This is a genomic window from Streptomyces sp. NPDC057694, assembly GCF_042799415.1.
In the GTDB taxonomy this organism is placed as follows: Bacteria; Actinomycetota; Actinomycetes; order Streptomycetales; family Streptomycetaceae; genus Streptomyces.
Genome location: NZ_JBHVIX010000001.1, coordinates 1,253,604 through 1,270,408, shown reverse-complemented (window position 1 = coordinate 1,270,408; position 16,805 = coordinate 1,253,604). Strand labels below are relative to the sequence as shown.

General features: G+C 68.7%; 16 protein-coding genes, 1 tRNA gene and 1 pseudogene. 13 read left to right on the top strand and 5 right to left on the bottom strand.

Going from position 1 to position 16,805, the window contains the following annotated elements:
• Positions 1-41: 41 nt before the first annotated feature.
• The 3 genes from ACFVDP_RS05820 to ACFVDP_RS05810 all read left to right on the top strand — a co-directional run bounded on the left by ACFVDP_RS05820 (position 42) and on the right by ACFVDP_RS05810 (position 2,883).
• The gene (locus tag ACFVDP_RS05820; protein WP_383483777.1) at positions 42-998 is read left to right on the top strand and encodes an alpha/beta fold hydrolase; all 957 of its coding nucleotides are present in this window, start codon (positions 42-44) and stop codon (positions 996-998) included.
• Positions 999-1,070: 72 nt separating this feature from the next.
• Positions 1,071-1,430 (top strand): MmcQ/YjbR family DNA-binding protein, encoded by a 360-nt coding sequence (locus ACFVDP_RS05815; RefSeq protein ID WP_383483774.1) that lies wholly within the window; start codon positions 1,071-1,073, stop codon positions 1,428-1,430.
• Between the two features lie 106 nt (positions 1,431-1,536).
• Positions 1,537-2,883: an MFS transporter gene (locus ACFVDP_RS05810; RefSeq protein WP_383483771.1), complete on the top strand. Its 1,347-nt coding sequence runs from the start codon at positions 1,537-1,539 to the stop codon at positions 2,881-2,883.
• Here ACFVDP_RS05810 and ACFVDP_RS05805 read toward each other — a convergent pair.
• Together ACFVDP_RS05805 and ACFVDP_RS05800 are read right to left on the bottom strand one after the other, a co-directional pair.
• Positions 2,880-3,800: a transketolase family protein gene (locus tag ACFVDP_RS05805; RefSeq protein WP_383483768.1), complete on the bottom strand. Its 921-nt coding sequence runs from the start codon at positions 3,798-3,800 to the stop codon at positions 2,880-2,882. The genes ACFVDP_RS05810 and ACFVDP_RS05805 overlap by 4 nt on opposite strands.
• A 35-nt stretch (positions 3,801-3,835) precedes the next feature.
• Entirely contained in the window at positions 3,836-4,537 is a 702-nt protein-coding gene (locus ACFVDP_RS05800) for a transketolase (RefSeq protein WP_383483765.1), read from the bottom strand.
• A 145-nt stretch (positions 4,538-4,682) separates the two neighbouring features.
• Between ACFVDP_RS05800 and ACFVDP_RS05795 the strand changes: the two genes are divergently transcribed.
• The 3 genes and pseudogenes from ACFVDP_RS05795 to ACFVDP_RS05785 form a co-directional block, all read left to right on the top strand.
• Positions 4,683-4,756, top strand: a tRNA-Pro gene (locus ACFVDP_RS05795).
• A 314-nt stretch (positions 4,757-5,070) separates the two neighbouring features.
• Positions 5,071-5,532 (top strand): SUKH-3 domain-containing protein, encoded by a 462-nt coding sequence (locus tag ACFVDP_RS05790; RefSeq protein ID WP_383483762.1) that lies wholly within the window; start codon positions 5,071-5,073, stop codon positions 5,530-5,532.
• Between the two features lie 71 nt (positions 5,533-5,603).
• Positions 5,604-5,705: pseudogene (locus ACFVDP_RS05785) on the top strand (carbohydrate ABC transporter permease); the annotation flags it as partial.
• 24 nt (positions 5,706-5,729) lie between these two features.
• Here the strand turns inward: ACFVDP_RS05785 and ACFVDP_RS05780 are convergent.
• The 3 genes from ACFVDP_RS05780 to ACFVDP_RS05770 all read right to left on the bottom strand — a co-directional run bounded on the left by ACFVDP_RS05780 (position 5,730) and on the right by ACFVDP_RS05770 (position 8,502).
• Complete coding sequence (locus ACFVDP_RS05780; RefSeq protein WP_383483759.1) at positions 5,730-7,034, bottom strand: phosphatidylserine/phosphatidylglycerophosphate/cardiolipin synthase family protein; 1,305 nt, start codon at positions 7,032-7,034, stop codon at positions 5,730-5,732.
• Positions 7,035-7,211: 177 nt separating this feature from the next.
• Positions 7,212-7,526, bottom strand: coding sequence for a hypothetical protein (locus ACFVDP_RS05775; RefSeq protein ID WP_383483756.1), 315 nt, complete (start codon positions 7,524-7,526; stop codon positions 7,212-7,214).
• Positions 7,527-7,893: 367 nt separating this feature from the next.
• Positions 7,894-8,502: a tellurium resistance protein gene (locus ACFVDP_RS05770; RefSeq protein ID WP_383483753.1), complete on the bottom strand. Its 609-nt coding sequence runs from the start codon at positions 8,500-8,502 to the stop codon at positions 7,894-7,896.
• Positions 8,503-8,737: 235 nt separating this feature from the next.
• Between ACFVDP_RS05770 and ACFVDP_RS05765 the strand changes: the two genes are divergently transcribed.
• The 7 genes from ACFVDP_RS05765 to ACFVDP_RS05735 all read left to right on the top strand — a co-directional run bounded on the left by ACFVDP_RS05765 (position 8,738) and on the right by ACFVDP_RS05735 (position 16,652).
• The gene (locus tag ACFVDP_RS05765) at positions 8,738-10,138 is read left to right on the top strand and encodes a hypothetical protein (RefSeq protein WP_383483750.1); all 1,401 of its coding nucleotides are present in this window, start codon (positions 8,738-8,740) and stop codon (positions 10,136-10,138) included.
• Positions 10,135-10,629 (top strand): hypothetical protein, encoded by a 495-nt coding sequence (locus tag ACFVDP_RS05760; protein ID WP_383483747.1) that lies wholly within the window; start codon positions 10,135-10,137, stop codon positions 10,627-10,629. Before ACFVDP_RS05765 ends, ACFVDP_RS05760 begins: the two co-directional genes overlap by 4 nt.
• 35 nt (positions 10,630-10,664) lie before the next feature.
• Positions 10,665-11,339 (top strand): VWA domain-containing protein, encoded by a 675-nt coding sequence (locus ACFVDP_RS05755; RefSeq protein WP_383483744.1) that lies wholly within the window; start codon positions 10,665-10,667, stop codon positions 11,337-11,339.
• Between the two features lie 350 nt (positions 11,340-11,689).
• Positions 11,690-12,466, top strand: coding sequence for a protein phosphatase 2C domain-containing protein (locus tag ACFVDP_RS05750; protein WP_383483741.1), 777 nt, complete (start codon positions 11,690-11,692; stop codon positions 12,464-12,466).
• Positions 12,463-13,416: a hypothetical protein gene (locus ACFVDP_RS05745; protein ID WP_383483738.1), complete on the top strand. Its 954-nt coding sequence runs from the start codon at positions 12,463-12,465 to the stop codon at positions 13,414-13,416. The genes ACFVDP_RS05750 and ACFVDP_RS05745 overlap by 4 nt, the downstream gene beginning before the upstream one ends.
• A 314-nt stretch (positions 13,417-13,730) precedes the next feature.
• Entirely contained in the window at positions 13,731-14,174 is a 444-nt protein-coding gene (locus ACFVDP_RS05740) for a nuclear transport factor 2 family protein (protein WP_383483735.1), read from the top strand.
• A gap of 213 nt (positions 14,175-14,387) precedes the next feature.
• Positions 14,388-16,652 carry an ATP-binding protein gene (locus tag ACFVDP_RS05735; RefSeq protein WP_383483732.1) on the top strand — a complete coding sequence of 755 codons (2,265 nt, stop codon included), beginning with the start codon at positions 14,388-14,390 and terminating at the stop codon, positions 16,650-16,652.
• Positions 16,653-16,805: the final 153 nt, after the last annotated feature.

Genomic DNA, 16,805 nt, shown 5'->3' with positions numbered 1-16,805 from the left:
CGCGCACCCTGTCCGCCGGACCGTCCGAGAAGGAGCCGCCCATGCCCGCCGCAGAACCGACCTACACCACCAGCGCGCTCAGCACCGGCGACGGCGCCGCCGTGGCCACGTACACCTGGATGCCCGAGGGCGGCAGGCCGCGCGCCTTCGTACAGATCGCGCACGGAGCCGCCGAGCACGGTCTGCGCTACGACCGCTTCGCCCGCCACCTCACCGCCCACGGCTACGGCGTCATCGCCTCCGACCACCGCGGCCACGGCGCCACCGCCGCGACCACCGGCGGCTACGGCGTCACCGACGACGCCGAGCCCGGCACCGTCGACGCCTGGGTGTCGATCGTCGAGGACCTCAAAGCCATCGGCGACCAGGTCAGGGCCCTGCACCCGGACGTCCCCTTCGTCCTCCTCGGCCACAGCCTCGGCTCGCTCCTCGCCCGCGACTACGCGCAGCGGTACGCGGACGACCTGGTGGGCCTGATCCTCTCCGGAACCTTCCGCTCCCTGCCCGGAGCCGACAACGAGGGCTCGATCGCGGACCTGGAGAGCCAGATCGCCCGCGACGGCCGTGCGGCCCTGTCCTCCTACGTGCCCGACCTCTTCACCGCCTTCAACGACCCCTATGAGCACCGCACCGGTTTCGAGTGGCTCACGCGGGACGAGGAGGAGGTCGACAAGTACGTCGCCGACGAGCGCTGCGGCTTCCCGTTCTCGACCGGCCTGTCCCTGGACTTCGTCCGCGCGGTGCGCCGCATCAACGATCCCGCGAACCTCGCCCGCATCCCCTCCGACCTGCCGGTCCACATCGCCGCCGGCACCGAGGACCCCTGCAACCAGCGCATGACCCTCGTCCACGAACTTCTCGAGGACCTCCGCTACGTGGGCGTGGAGGACCTGACCTGGAAGGGCTACGAGGGGGCCCGCCACGAGATCCTCAACGAGACCAACCGCGACGAGGTCCAGGAGGACCTGACCGTCTGGCTGGACAAACGCGTGCCCTGACCAGCCGTCGACACAGCCACCGCCACAACCTCCGACGGGCCGTTGTCAGTGGCCTTGGCTACGGTTCCTTCCATGCCCGACGCCGAAGACGTACGCACCATCGCCCTGTCCCTGCCGGACACGACGGAGAAGACCGCCTGGAGCATGCCCACGTTCCGGGTGGCGGGCAAGATGTTCGCCACGATGCCCGAGGAGGAGACGTCGATCGCCGTGCGCTGCCCCAAGGTGGAGCGCGACGAGCTGGTGCGTGCGGAGCCGGAGAAGTTCTGGGTCGCCGACCACGAGGCGTTCTCCGCGTGGGTGCGCGTCCGGCTCGCCGCGCTCGACGACACGGACGAGCTGCGCGACATCCTCGCCGACTCCTGGCGCCAGGCCGCACCGACCCGACTCCTCGAATCCCACCCTGAATTGGGTGTGGCCGCCGCGGACTGAAATCGGCTGGGGCGGGCGGGGGCGCGCGTGACATCATCCGCCCGTCGGGGAGGATCACGCGGCGCCGCAGCGGACGCCGCACGGGGCGGGAGGAGTCGGGGCGGGGATGAGGGGCACAAAAGCGCGGGGCCGAAGTAGCGGCCACGGCATCTGGTCACGGGACTTCGGACTCTTCTTCACCGCGCGGGCCGTCGCCAAGCTCGGCGACACCATGCTGCCCGTGGCGCTCGCGGCCGGCCTGCTCCAGTACGGGTACGGGGCGGGCGCCGTCGGCCTCGCGATGGCGGCGTCCGTCGCCTGCTTCGCCGGCCTCGTGATCTTCGGCGGAGTGATCGCGGACCGCTTCGACACGCGTCTCCTCATGATCGGCGCCGACGCCACCCGCCTGGTCACACAGTCCCTGGCCGCCGTCATGTTCTTCACGGGCCATGTCGTGCTCTGGGAGATCTGCGTCATCGGCGCGGTCAACGGCACGGCGTCCGCGCTGTTCCAGCCCGGCGTCGCCAGCACCGTGCCCCGCCTCGCCGACGACGTACAGGCGGCGAACGGCGCGATACGCGTGGCCGAGTCGGGCTCCCAGCTCGCGGGCCCCGCCGTGGCGGGCATGCTGGTCGCGTTCGTCTCCCCGGGCCTGGTCTTCGCCGCCCACGCGGGCACGTACGCCCTGAGCGCGCTGTGCCTCCTGGTCCTCAGACTCCCTCCGGCGCCCCCGGACGACGGCCCGGCCGCGAAGGCCACCACCTTCCGCACCGAACTGATCGAGGGCTGGCGGGAGTTCCGCTCCCGCACCTGGCTCTGGGGTGTCATCGCCGTCTGGTGCGTGCTCATGATCGGCTCCTTCGGACCGGCCGTCCCGCTCGTCGCCACCCAGGTCACACAGGAACACGGCCCACGCGCCTACGGCCTCATCAACTCCGCGCTCGGCGCGGGCACGGTCGTCGGCGGCCTGATCGCGCTGCGCCTGCGCCCCCGCCGCATGCTGCGGGCCGGTTCCCTCGCCCTGTTCTCCTTCGCCCTGTTCCCCGCAGTGGTCGGCGCGGGCCTGAGCGTCCCCGGGATGATGGCGGGCTGCGTGGTGGCCGGCGCGGGCATGTCCTTCTGGGGCGTGATGTGGGCGACCAGCGTCCAGACCCAGGTCCCGCGCGACGTCCTCAACCGCATCCACGCCTACGACGTCGCGGGCTCCCTCGCCATGCAGCCCGTCGGCCAGGCACTCGCGGGCCCGGCGGCCGGCGTCTTCGGCACGCACCACGTCCTGCTGACGGGCGGCGCGGTCACCCTCGGCTGCGCGGTCGTCCTGCTCCTGATCCCGGCCGTCCGCGGCCTCGTACGCGCCGACGCGACCCCCGTACGCTCCCTGCCCGCCCCCGCCACAGCCCTGCCGGCCCTGCCGGACATCCCGCCGCCCGGCACGCAGGCTCAGCCACCGGCCGAGACCAGACCGGCACCCTAGGCCGCAGTCCCCGGGACCCCCGCGCCGAGAAAGCCGCTGATGCGCTCCCGCAGCGTCGCCGCGTCGAGCCCGTGCGCGGTGACGTGCTCGGCCACCGACCCGTAACGCCGCAGCTCACGCCGCCCCACCCCGAGCCCGAGCACGCGATGCGGCACATCGGCGAGCGCGTCGTTCACGACCCCCGTGGAGGTGCCGGCCAGGTAGGGCTCGACGAGCACGACCTCGGCGGCGCCCGCCCCCACGGCCCGCCGCAGCCCGGCGGCGTCGAAGGGCCGCACGGTCGTCGCGTACAGCACGCTCACATCGAGGCCCTCGGTGGCGGCGAGCACCTCGTCGAGCAGCGGTCCGACGGCGACGACGACGCCCCGCCGCCCTTCCCGCACGGTCAGGAGATGCTGCCCGTCGACAGGCAGGGCCTCCCGGTTGGCCTGCACGGAGAGCCGTACGTACACCCGCTCGTCGCCCGCTCCGATCGCCTGCCGCAGCAGCACCTCGGCCTCGTCGGGATGCCCCGGCACCTGCACGCTCCACCCGTCCAAGGTGTCGAGCAGCGCCACATCGCCGGGCGCCATGTGGGTGAAGCCCCCGCCGGACACGTCGTACGACGCGCCGGCGCTCACCAGCACCCCGCCCAGCCCCTGGTGCCCGAAGTCCAGCTTCACCTGCTCGAACGGCCGCTCCACGAGGAAGCTCGCGAAGGTGTGCAGGACGGGCCGCATCCCGGCGAGCGCGAGCCCCGCACCGGCTCCGACGAGCAACTGCTCCCTGATGCCCACATTGATCACGCGGTCCGGATGACGACGCTGGGCCTCCAGGAACGGCACGAGGCCGATCTCGGCGAGCACGACGGCGACGCGGGGATCGTCGTCGAGGATCCGGGAGACGACAGGGGCGAAACGATCACGCATGGTGTCCACGGAAGGACGTCCTTTCGAGAGGGTTGTGCGGTGACTCAGAACTTCGGCTCGACCCGCGCGACGACGACGCGGGGCCGTCCGGGATGCGCGGCGGTGAACGCCTCGTACAGGGCGGCGTGATCCCGCCCGTCGACGGTCGCGGTGGACCAGCCGGCCACCTCGAACCGGGCGGCGATGCCCCCGGCCGTGCCGTACGTGGCGGAACCGTTGTCGATCACGACCGTCCGCAACCGTTCGAGGCCCACGGCGCCCGCGAAGGCGATGGCCTCGTGATTGCTGCCCTCGTCGAGCTCGGCGTCCCCCACGAGCGTCCACACCACGGGCTCCGCGAGCCCCTGGGCCCGCAGCCCGAGCGCCGCCCCCACGGCGATCGGCAGCCCGTGCCCCAGCGACCCGCTGCCGATCTCCGCGCCGGGCACCAGCATCCGGTCCGGGTGCTGCCCGAGCCGCGACCCGAACTCCCCGAACCCGCTCAGCCACTCCACCGGCACGAACCCCTTCGCGGCGAGCACGGCGTAGTACGCCATCGGCCCGTGCCCCTTGGAGAGCAGAAACCGGTCGCGCCCCGGATCGTCGAAGGTCTCAGGGGTGACCCGCAGGACCCTGTCGTACAGCACCCACAGCACATCGAGGGTGGACGTGGCGGAGGGTCCGTGCTTCTCGTCCCCGGTCATCAGCCGCATGAGCCGGGGGAGGTCGGTGTACTGGTACGCGGTGCGTTCTGTCATCGCCGTCATACCGAGCAGCCTGCAACCTCAACCAACCTTGAGGTCAACCCCCGACTCGTCCCCACCCGCCGGAAAGGCATGCGCGACCACGTCCCCGAGTGCGGTATGGTTTCCGTGCACGTTCGGCCCGGGGAAACCCCAGGTCAGCGAGTATCGGGACGTGGCGCAGCTTGGTAGCGCACTTGACTGGGGGTCAAGGGGTCGCAGGTTCAAATCCTGTCGTCCCGACTGGTTCGAGCAATCGAACGTCGCAGGTGAAGGACCGTTTTCGAACGGTCCTTTTTCTGTTGCTCCCATCGCTCCCGGTGGGAGCGGAGGAGTGGGAGCGCGCTCCCGGTGGCCCCTCGGCTGTTTGCTTCCGCTCGGGGAGATGCACGCATATTCGATTTCTTGCCCGGTTGTTCACATTCGTGCCCGGTCTGTGACCTGTGGCTCATCGAGGCGAAGACCCCGGAGGCCGGGCACCACAAGGGTAAGAAGTTCAAGATGTGTGAGAACTGCTCGACATGGGTTCCCGACTTCAGAGGAGAGGTCCTGACGGGATGACGGACGCCAGGCAGCGCCCTGCGCTCCAGAAACTGCGGGACGAGCTGGCAGAGGTGGCGACGTTCGAGTTCCATGAGCTGGACATCGAGAGCGCTTGTCGTCAGCACACCGAGGATGGTTACGAGGTCACGCCTCAACTCCGGGAATTCCTCGAACACTACGGTGAGATCACGCTGACCTGGATTTGGCGGCAGCGGGAGCAGCGCCTCACCACCTCCGTCGAGACGACCCTGGAATCCACCCACGCCACTCCCAGGAACGTGCGGGCTTTCGAAAAGAGCCTCGGCGCACCCGTCTTGCTGGTCGGCACCGTGTTCTCCACCGAGGAGTGTGTCCTGCTGACGGAGGGCGGCGACATTCTGTTCTTCGGGGACGCAGGGTTCCAGCGCGTGGGCAATGGCTTTGAGAACGCGGTCCGCGCGCTCGTCGCGGGCGACTGGGACAAGACGTTCTTCTGAGCGGAGTCAGGCTGGGGCGCGAATCCGATGCGATGACCTCCGTCGGCCACCGTCCGAGCCGCGGCCGAAACGTCCTCGCCGTCGTCGACCCCACCAGGCTGCAGATGCTGATGCTGTACACGTTCGGCCGCCGACAGTTGCTCGACGGCCTCACGGCAGGGTTCGGCAGGTAACCGGCCGGCGGTGACCCGGAAGGCCTATTCCTCGACCTGCGCCGGATCGATCGGAATCTCGCGTGCCTTGTTCTCGGCGCGCTCCTCGGCGCCCAGTTGCCGCGCCACGGTCCCGCAGCAGCGGTTGAACTGGTTCTGCCAGTCCGTCAGGAACATGTCGTAGCTGGACTGTCCGACCAGCTTCAGGTCCGACTCGTCGTTGTGCCAGATGCCGTTGCTCGTCCAGTTGGAGGAGCCGACGAAGACAACTCTGGAGTTGGACGCACCCGCGTAACCGCCGCTGACCATCATGTACTTGTCGTGCGTGTAGTGCAGAGCGTTGCCGTTCGCGTCGGTGCCGCGGGTGGTGTCGTGCACGGTGATGTTCGGCCGGTCCTTCAGGTAGTTCTGCACGCTGCCGTCGACCTGGCCGGCGGTGAAGAGTATCTGTATCTTCACGCCGGTCTTTGCCAGGCTCACCAGCTTCTTCGGCAGCTCCAGATAGTTCCGGTCGCCCGGGTCGCCGTGAGAGGTCCACTGGAACATGGCGATGTTGATCGTGGCCGGCGCCTTGACGTTGTTCAGGAAGTCGACCCAGGTGTCGCTTCGGGAGCGTGCCTTGGGCCACTGGTAGGAGGGCGGGGACAGTGTCCTGGCGGCCGCACCGCTGGTGGAGTTGTAGTAGTCGGGCACCAACGGGCCCGGGCCGTTGAGCGCCCCCTTGGCCATGGCCGTGAAGTAGCGGAGGTAGGAGTTGTACAGGTCGACGTTGCCCTTGACGGTGGCGGCACTGTTCCACGCGGTTCTGGCCTGGGCGGAGGTGGGGTTGGCGCTGCTGACGGTCACCGTCCTGTTCGCGTCGCTCCCGCCGCTGAGCATGTAGTACTTCGCGTGCAGGGCGGAGCCGGAGTAGTGGGTCAGGCAGCCACCCGGGCACAGCGCGGCGAAGCTGGAGGCTTTCGGGTCGTTGCCCAACTCGGTGACCATCGACTGCCAGACCGCATTGTCACTGTGGGAGTCCATCAGCGCCTTGACGATGACGCCACGTTGGTGTGCGGCGATCAGGGCGTTGGCGAAGTCCGGGCCTGGGTGCGTGCTGCCGATCGAGTACATGGCGACGCGTATGGTCTGCCCGCAACTGGCGCTGTCGATCGATTCGATGATCGGGCCCATGATGTTCATCTGGGCATCGGCGTTCTCGGGGTCGCTGAAGCTCGGACCCGGTCTTGAAGTGAACGTCCGAGACTCGCAACTGAGGGGAGTCTTGGCCTTCTTGACCGCCGCGTGCGCCGTTGTAGGCGCCAGCGCGGTGACGGCCAGCGCGGTGATCAACGTGAGCGTACGCTTCATGGACGGTCCTTTCGCGGGTTGTTGACGATGACGAGTCGGGGTGTTGCTGCGCTGATCGACCCATGAGTGGTCGGCGAGGTGGGCCTGGTGGCCGACGTCGCAGTACGGGCCTGTCCGGCAGTTCGGTGTGACGGGATCGCCCGCCATCCGGTCGGATGAACTACTCATGGCTGCGGATCAGTTGGCGGCGTTCGCCCCGGACCTGATGGTGGTGCGTTCGGCCGACGTGATGCTGTTCGCCGATTCGTGCGGGGCGACGAAGTCCCCGACGTTCGTCTGCCCGGACACAGTGGCGTTGCCGTCGGAGAACACGACGTCGCAGTAACCCGCCCCGTTGAAATCCGCCTTGTGGTGCGTGACGGAGCCGGCCGCACCGGCCGTGCCCGCCGACGCTGCGAGGAGGCCACCGGTCAGGGGCGCCGCCGAGGCGTTCGCTGTGGCGACGCGGATGCGCGTCGGAGGCGGGGTGGTAGGGCGTATGTGCTTGGCCATGCGTTGAGCTCCTGCAGGGGACAGAGACGTCCGGCGGACATGCCGCTTCGATGAGGTGTCGGCCCGTTGGCTTTTGCCCGAATTTGTTCCGGGCGTGACCCACCGTTCGGCAAACAGGAGACTCGCAAAGGCGTCCGATGGTTGCACGAGAAAGCTGGGAAGCGGCCGCGACGCTGCGCAAGTTGAGCCGGAGGGCGAGCCAGTCGCCCGGGAGTTCGGTGGGCTGCTGGTGGGCGCTGTCAGTCCGAGAGGCCGATGCTCTCCTGGCCAGGGTCAGGGGCGAGGAGGTCATGCTCCGGAGGCAAGGCCTTCACGCGCGCGTCGGCGCCAGACTGAGTCGCGGGATGATGCCCGTCGTGGCCGCCGATCAGCGAGCCGGTTTCCTCCCGTACCGCCACTCGAAGCCGAATCCGTAGGCGGTGTCGATCTGTTGCTGATGTGTGCGGAACAGGTGGGGAGTGAACCACGCGACCTCCCGCCGCAGATCCAAGGATCTGTCTCCCGGGGTGAGCAGGGCGATGGCACATGCGGTGGCGCCCTTCGGGGAATCGTCGAGGTGTATGCGCCACTCGCCGTCCGGAGCCGTGACCGTGACCACCCCACGTAGGTGACGAAAGTCGACCGCTCCCTCGTAGACGTACACGTAGACGAGCAGCTTGGAGAACTTGTTCCGGTGCTCCAGGCTGATCCGCAGGGTCTCGCCGTCGGATGATGCCCCACTGCGGTCGTCCTGGTCGAGGCTGACATGGGGCCACTCGGAGAGCGATCCGAAGGCCTCGCCCAGGGGTTGTACAGCCGTGCCCAGGCCGTCACGGGTCCGCACCAGGCAGCCGAGATCGAGATCCGCGTCGGAAGCCGCCGACCAGTTGAGGTTGACCTGCAGTATTCCCCGGCTCGTGATCCGGGCTCCCGGGGTGGACCTGGTCAGCTCGACCGGGTGGCGTGTCGCGGCGCCTTCGTTCCTGGGCTTCTCCACTGTGCGCGGCGTTTCACGCGACCGCGCCCCCGCCGGTCCTGTTCCCAGCCGGATGACCCCGCGTTGCCGTCCGTCTCCGCTCATGCTCCGCCCCCGCCCGAACTCACAATTGTGCACACCACGTTGACTGATGGAAATGTGGTCTATTATTGCGCACTCGGTGAAGGAGTTGTGAACTTCGCTGATCGTGGATACAACGGGCCGGCGCTCTGCCGGACCAGGGCGGGGAATGTCCGTGGGGGGACCTCTCGACAAGAAGGTGACGGCTCGTCACCTCGAAGATTTCGCGCAGGAGGGGGTGTTGGCGCCGTGCGCCGACAGCCTGCGTGAGTTGGCCGACGCACTCGACTCCGATGCGGAGGGCGCACTCGATGCCTGGGCCGAACTGGACCTGATGCGGCACTTCGCCAGGGCCGAGTGTGTGGCAGTGCCAGAGCCGGACCGGCGGGTACGGCATGTCGCCCAGCTCGACTGGGTCCTCGGGGGGCTGGTCTTTCTGCCGCTGCTGTTCACGTGGACAGGCCTGGCGAAGGCGTCCCACGCCTACGAGGTGCTGACCGACGTGGACCCCAAGGCAGCCGGGCGTCCCTTCCTTCAGTTGTGGCAGACAGGCTTCCAGGGAAATCTGAACGGGTTCTTTCGCTTCGGGCATGTGGCGGTCGCCGGTTCCGTCGCGCTCGGAGCGCTGCTCGGGCTCGTCCTCGTGCACGGGTGGCTGCGCCGGACCGTCGAGCGCCGTGAGGAGGAGGCGGAGGAGCGTACCCGTGTGACTCTCGCCCGCCTCGTTCCCACCCTCACCCGCGCCCAACTCCTCCTCAACGCGCACCGGTTCGCATCGCCGCAACGCTTTGCCGCCGAGCTCAACTCGGCGGCCGGCCGCCTCCAGCGCATGCACACGAAGGCCATCGCTAGCCAAGAACTCCTGGCGCGCGCGGCCGAGTTGGTGAGTGAGACCGTGGACAGAGCTGATCGGCGCCTGGAGCAGGCCGACGTAGTCGTAAAGCCACTGAAGGAACTGCTTGCGGACATTGAGGCTTCGGTCACGAACAGTGGCACGACGATCAAGGCCGCGGTACGCGAGCTCGACGCACCGCTCACAGAAGCCGGGCGCCAGCTCACCGACGCGATCGGGGGGCAACGGAAGGCCCTGGACGAGTCCTTCGATGATCTCCGTACGGCCGGCAACGACATGCGCGATGCCTTGGTCCGGACGACATCCCAGCTGGAGCTTGCGATCACCGGCAGTGGGGACGGTCTGCGCTCCACGCTCACCGAGGCGGCCCAGCGGATCGAGGACTCGGTGACCGCACTGGCTGCGACGCAGAGAGATTTCACCACCGGTCTCGAGGTCGTCTCCGATGTCAACGGCCGACTCGTCAACGGACTTGGGGAAGCGGCACGGCGGACCGGCGACGCCGCGGACGCCTCACGCGAAGCCGTCAGCGGCGTCGCGGCGCACCACCAGGCACTGCACGACACAGCCGACCGATTCACCACGGTGGCCGAGTCCCTGGAGCGTGCCGTCCTGACGGCAGCGGCCATTCGGGCGGGTTCCGAGCAAGTCGGGACGTTCACGGCGGAGACGGCGCATCAGGACGAGGACGTGACGCGGGTTGCGATCGGCCCGGGCCAATGAGCCGCGCTTCCCGTAGGGGATTCCGGTTCAATCCGGTGCACCTCGCCGGCTGGCTCTTTGCGGACATGCTCCTGGTGCTGGCGTTGGTGTCCATGGGTGACCGGGGCGACCCGCTGGCCGCGACGGCGACGCGGCCGACGCCCGGTGCGACGTCCCTCTCCTCGCCTGAGCCGACTCCGACGCCGACCGGCCCACGGTCCGTCGAACGCAGACCGGTGAAGATCGATGTCAGGGCCGCTGACGGAGCCGGTGACGCCATGGTGACTCAGCTCAGGAAGAAGACCGAGCGGTACGAGGGGCGGACAGCGGCCTTCGTCATCACCTTCGGCCACGCCCCGGAGACCACGGCCGGCCAGGCCTATGCAGAAAGGGTCAACACGGCGCTGAAGGTCGCTCAGCCCGACATGTTCCGAGGCGCGACGACCCGCAATTTCTGGAGCGGCGGCCCGGCAGGCTCCGCCGACCTGGAGATCTACTTCTTCACCCGCTGAAGGCCCGACCGGCCTGCTCATTCACCTGGAGTGTCATGCAAATCCTGCCCTTCTACCTGGTGTGCGACGAGTCCGCGTCGATGTCCGGCGAGGCCGTGGACACCATCAACAAGGCGCTGCCCGAACTGCACCAAGAGATCAGCGAGAACCCGACCGTCGCGGACAAGACCCGGTTCGCGCTGATCGGTTTCTCGGACAAGGCGGCGGTACTGCAGCCGCTCGCCGACCTGAGCGAGCTGACCTCGCTGCCGTCGCTCTCCGCGGGCGGGATGACCTCTTTCGACTCCGCTTTCCGGGTGCTGCGGGACTCCATCGAAAAGGACGTCACCGGTCTGAAGGCAGAAGGGCACGAGGTGTACCGGCCGGTGGTGTTCTTCCTCTCCGACGGTCTGCCCACCGACTCCGATTGGGAGTCCGCCCTCGACGCGTTGAAGGACCAGTCGAAGTTCCGTTACGCCCCGAAGATCATCGCGTTCGGTATCAGCGACGCCGACCCGGCGATCATCGCCCGTGTCGCCAACTTCCGGGCCTTCATGCAGAACAAGGATTCCGTCTCTCCTGCCTCCGCTCTGCGCGAGTTCGCCAAGAGCCTGACCCGGTCCATCGTGACCTCGGCGACCAGCATGGCTGCACAGGGTGACAGCGGATTCGACCTCCAAGTGGAGGACAAGATCACGGACTTCACCACTCTCTCCCTCGACAAGCTGTGAGCGAGCCGATGCACGACACCGAGACAACCGGGCTCAATCACCACGTGAGTTCGACGCCGACGCCGACGCCGACGCCGACGCCGACGCCTCCGGAGCCGGAGCCGGAGCCGGCGCCGGAGGAGGAGGATATGGGGGCGGTGGAGCCCACGCCCGAGACGGAGCCTCTCCCGGAAGCCGATTCCTCCGGGCCCGGCCGCGCAGTTTCCGGCCTTGGTGCTCCCCTGCACACCGGGAGGCGTCCCCCGCGCTACCCGCCCCGTCCGCTGCGGACGCCGTCTCTGCACGACGGTGACGAGTTTGCGGCGTTCACTCCCCACGTTCTCCTGGACGGCTGCGAGGAGAGACACCTCGTGGTGCGAGCCGCCTCCATACGCGGCGACTCGCACAACTGGGAGGGCACCTGCCGGCAGGACGCCATGCTGGTGTCCCGGATCGGTCCGCCGGACGCGGAGATGCTGCTGCTCGCTGTGGCGGACGGGGTCGGATCGGCGGCGTACTCGCACGTCGGCTCCTACCAGGTGCCCCGGGCGGCGGCCGTTCATCTGGATCGTGACGCGACGAGTCTTTTCAGCGCACTCTGCGCGGGGGACTCGGCGGAGCTCGGAGCCCTCGCCAACAAGGCCATCGCCGGTGCGGTCGCCGAACTGCGGTCGAACTGGGAGAAGTCGGCGGCCCGTGCTCACCGAGACTATTCCGACGCCGACTACGCCACCACCCTGCATGTGCTGCTCGTCCCCACCGACGCCGCCGTTCGGGAACGAGTCGTGTTCGGGGTGGGTGATGGCGGTCTGTTCCTGCATCACGCCGGACAGTGGCTGCTGGGTGACACCCCCGAAACCTCGGCCGACGGAATCCTCGACACCAAAACCGAGGCCCTGCCCCACGCCTATCGCAGTGTCAGGACCCGTCTGATCCGGACCGTTCCGAGCGATGTCCTGCTCGTCGGCACGGACGGAATCACCAACCCCCTGACACAGAAGGACCCTGAGTTCGCGCGGATTCTCAGCGATGCCTGGTGCTCCGGCGAGATCCCCTCGATGTCCGACTTCCTGTGGCAGGCGCAGACACGCGCGGTGTCCTACGACGACGACCGAACCGTGATCTGTCTGTGGGAGGAGACGGCGTGACGGCCGTGGACGGCAGGGACGTCGAGCGTTCCTCGCTCGTACTCGGCGACCGGCTGGGCAGTGGCGGACAGGGAGACGTATTCCCGGTCGGTGACGGTGCGCTTCTGTTCAAGGAGTACAAGACCCCCTCCGAAGTCGACGGGTCCGCACTCGCCGGCCTGGTCGACTTCCGGCAGGCGCTCGCCGCCACCGACTGGGACCGGCTCGACGAACTGGCAGCCTGGCCGCTGTGCCGGGTCGTGCGCGGCGGGCGACCGGTGGGATTCTTGATGCAGTGTGCCCCGACCCGCATGACCTGGGTGAACTCCGCGGGAAACAGTCGGCTGCTCGAGATGCAGTTCCTGCTCAGAGAGGCGAGACCGGGCTGGAAGCAAGTCCACCAGCCCTTGCCACAGCAGCGCCGGGATCTCGCTCTGGCATGTGCCGAGGCCATCGCCTGGTTTCACTCCGCCGGCCTTGTGGTGGGGGACATCTCGCATGCGAACACCCTCTGGTCGCTCCTCCCCGCCCCTGCGGTCTACTTCCTGGATTGCGACGGTTTCCGGCAGGCCGGTCGCAACCCGGTCCTGCCTCAGGCGGCGACCCCTGACTGGAACGATCCGCTCACCACGTCCACTGAGGCGACGGTGGACACCGACGCCTACAAAGCTGCGCTGATGGTGGTGCGGATCCTCGCCCGGGACGCCTACGTCCTGCCCACACAGACGCCTTCGTTCGTCACGGACTGTCTGGACGAGCGACGCGAGACGGCCGTGCGTGCCCTCTTCACCCAAGCGAAGGGTGCACAGGGAACGCGTCCCAAACCCGCTGAGTGGCGAACGGCCCTGAGCGACCGCGGCGTGATCAAGTTGGCCGCCGTTACGCCCCGGAAGCGCCCTGTGATCGACCACTCCATGTTTGACGTCGTACGAGACAGAAAACCTATCCACCTGCCCCGGCCCGGCGGATAGATGGGAGAGTCTGGGAAATCCGCACTTCGGAGTGGCGCGCGGAGTGGAAGGACGAGGAACTCGGTCCGGACAACTACCTAGATTTTGAGGGCGGCCTGCGGTTCGTCTTGGCTGCCGCCTGGATGTTCTGCCCTGAGACGATCGAGTATCGCGGCTGCATATTCCTCAAGGACCGGTTTCATCGGAACACCGTTGACGACTGGTTCTCGAAGCTCCGTTACCTGGGGGGTAATGGCATCGGAGCGTGGGCGTCGGTGAGGATGCTGATCCCGCCGCGTCATGAGGACGCGGATGTCGGATCGGAGTGATGGGCCATGTCCGTAGCCGTACCCGCGACCACCCGCGCTGTCGTGGAGGAGCTGTTGCGCCGGATCGGCGAGGGCGATCCCGAGCACATCGCTGAGATGTATGCCGAGCGGGGTGACTGGAAGCTGGGCTGGCCGGAGGCCGAGTACGGTCGGATCGACACGCCATGGATCCGCCACCGGTCCACCCGCGCCGATGCCGCAGCTCACTACCGTGAACTCGCCGACCACCATGTGCCTGGACAGGCAGCGACCGAGATCGAGCGCATCCTCGTCGACAGCCGCGATGCGGTCGTGCTCGGCGAGATCCGTCAGACGGCCCGCTCTACCGGACGGGCCTACCGTGCCCGGTTCGCTCTGCACCTCACCGTCGAAGACGGCCTTGTCACCCGACACCATGTCTACGAGGACAGCCTTGCCGTCGCCCAGGCGTTCGGCACGAATTCGGCATGAAGGAAGAAGCGGAGCAGAGTTCCGCCCCCGTAACCAAGCCCGAAGGTCCGGTACAGACGCACGTCCGGCGCCGACACCCTCCCGCCGTCACCCGGGCTCACCATGTGAGACCCGCGCTGAACACTCAATCCAGAACTGTTACGTTTCGCGACATCCGAAGTGCGTCGTCGGCCCTTCGACAGGCGTGTCGAGGCACGGCAGCGGGGGAGTGGGATGAGCGACGAGACGTTCGGCCGGCTTTTGCGTGAGGCACGGCAGCGGGCGGTGCTCACGCTGGAGGGCCTCGCGGAGGATTCGGGGGTGAGCGTCCGAGCCATCAGCGACATGGAGCGGGGCCGGAGCCTTCCGCGCCCGTCGACTCTGAGTGAGTTGATGGACGCTCTCGCACTGGACGAGACCGAGCGACGGCGGCTTGTGCAGGCGTCCAAGGCGCGCACCCACCAGGTTCCCAGGCAACTGCCTCCCGATCTCGCGACGTTCCGCGGACGTGAGGAGACGCTGAGGGCCGTACGAGGGCTTACGGAGCAGGCCGACGGGCGGGCCAACCATGTCGTGATCGCCGCAGTGGGCGGAATGGCCGGCGTGGGCAAGTCCGCTCTGGCGGTCCACGTGGCCCACCAGGTGGCGGAACGGTTTCCGGACGGCCAGCTGTACGTCAACCTGCGTGGGTTCGAGGAGTCCGCGCGTCCTCTGGAGCCGGGGGAGGCCCTGGGAGGGTTCCTGCGGGCACTCGGCGTACCGAGCAGCGACATACCTCCCGGTACCCGGGAACGCAGCGCCCTGTTCCGCGAGCGGACCGGGTCCCGGCGACTGATCGTCGTCCTGGACAACGCGCACGACGCCGAACAGGTCACCCCGCTGCTGCCCGCTGCCGGCTGTCTGTCCCTCATCACCTCGCGCAACCAACTGTTCGCCCTGGCCGCGAGGGAGGGCGCCGCGCTGGTCAGCCTTGACGTGTGGACGCAGGAGGAGGCTCTCGTCGCGCTCGCGGCCCGGACGGGCGACGACCGGTGCCGGGCCGAGCCGGACGCGGCGGCCGAACTGGTCGAACTGTGCGGGTACCTGCCGCTGGCCGTCGCCGTCGCCGGCGCGCAGCTGAGCGGAAGCCCGCAGGTGTCACTGTCCTCCGCCGTCCGTGAGCTCCGGCAGGACAGGCCCAGGCTGGATGCCCTCGCAGCCGATGACGGGCAGGCCGATCTCAGGGCCGTCTTCTCCTGGTCCTACCGGGTGCTCGGTCCGGAGACGGCACGGTTCTTCCGGTATTTGGCGGCTCATCCCGGGCCGGCGGTGTCCGCCGAGGCCGCCGCGTCCCTCGCGGGTGTGGAGATGCCGGTCGCGAGGCAGCGTCTGCGCGAGTTGACCACGGCGAGCCTGCTCTCGCGGGACGCCGAAGGCCGTTACGTGATGCACGACCTGATCAGGGTCTACGCCGCCGAACTCATGGAGCAGGAGGAGGACGACCGGGCCGGCGCGGAGATCCGGCTGCTGGACTATCTGCGCCACAACGCCTACTCCGCGGGCCGGTTCGTCTCGCGGTTCCCCTCGGAAGCGGTGGACACACCGGCCCCAGGTGTGATGCATGTTGCCATCGACGATCGCGAAGAGGGACTGGACTGGTTCCGCCGCGAGGAACCGGCCGTCGCGACCGTCCTGCGGGCCGTACGGGATCCGCGTCTGCTCCGGCACCGGGTGAACCTGACGTTGGAGTGGGTGGGCTACAACGCGGTGGCGGGGCGCTGGGCCGAGGAGGTCTCCGCTTCGCGCATCGGCCTCGAAGCGGCCCTCGCCCTCGACGACCCGATCGCCGTCGCACGGACCGGCGCGCACCTGGCGCGCGCCTTGGTGGAGACGGGACAGCTGAACGAGGTCGACGAGCCGATCGGTGTGATGCTCGGCCAACTGGAGCGGCTGCCCACGGAGCACCAGGTCCGGGTGGAGCGGAACGTCGGCTTCCTGCGTGGCCGTCAGCAGCGCCACGAGGAGGCGCTGGAGCACACGCGAAGAAGTCTGGCGATCGCCCGTCGGCTGTCACGGAGCGACGAGGTCGCGCGCACGCTCATCGGTGTGGGCTTCTGCCTCGCCATGCTCGGCAAGCACCAGGAGGCCATCGCCACGTGCGAGGAGGCCGTGCCCATGCTGCGGGAGATGAAGGATCGCAGCGGCGAGGCATCCGTCTGGGACGCCATCGGTCTCGCTCAGCAGCGACTGGGCCGTCTTCATGACGCCGTCACCAGCTACGAGAAGTCGCTGCGACTCATCGACGAAGTCCACGACGATTACTTGCGGGCCGAGACCCTGGACCATCTCGGGTCCGCTCTGCTGGAACTCGGGGACCATGCACAGGCGCGGGCCCACTGGATGCGAGCGGCCGAGCTGCTCACCGGTCTGCGTGTGCCTCGTGCCGCGGCGCTGCGGGCCAAGGCGGAGGCCGCCCGGCCGGAGTCCGTTCCCGCCGCTGTGCGAGCCCCTGCGTCCTGACGGGCGGCTGGGCCGCACGCTGCTCAGAGAGTGCCGGAGCCTCGTACCGACGCCGACGCCGACGCCGACGCCGACGCCGTCGCGCACCGCCCTCGGCCGCGTACACGACCGTGCGCGGTGCGCCCGGCCATGGGGCCGGTCACACCGCGCACG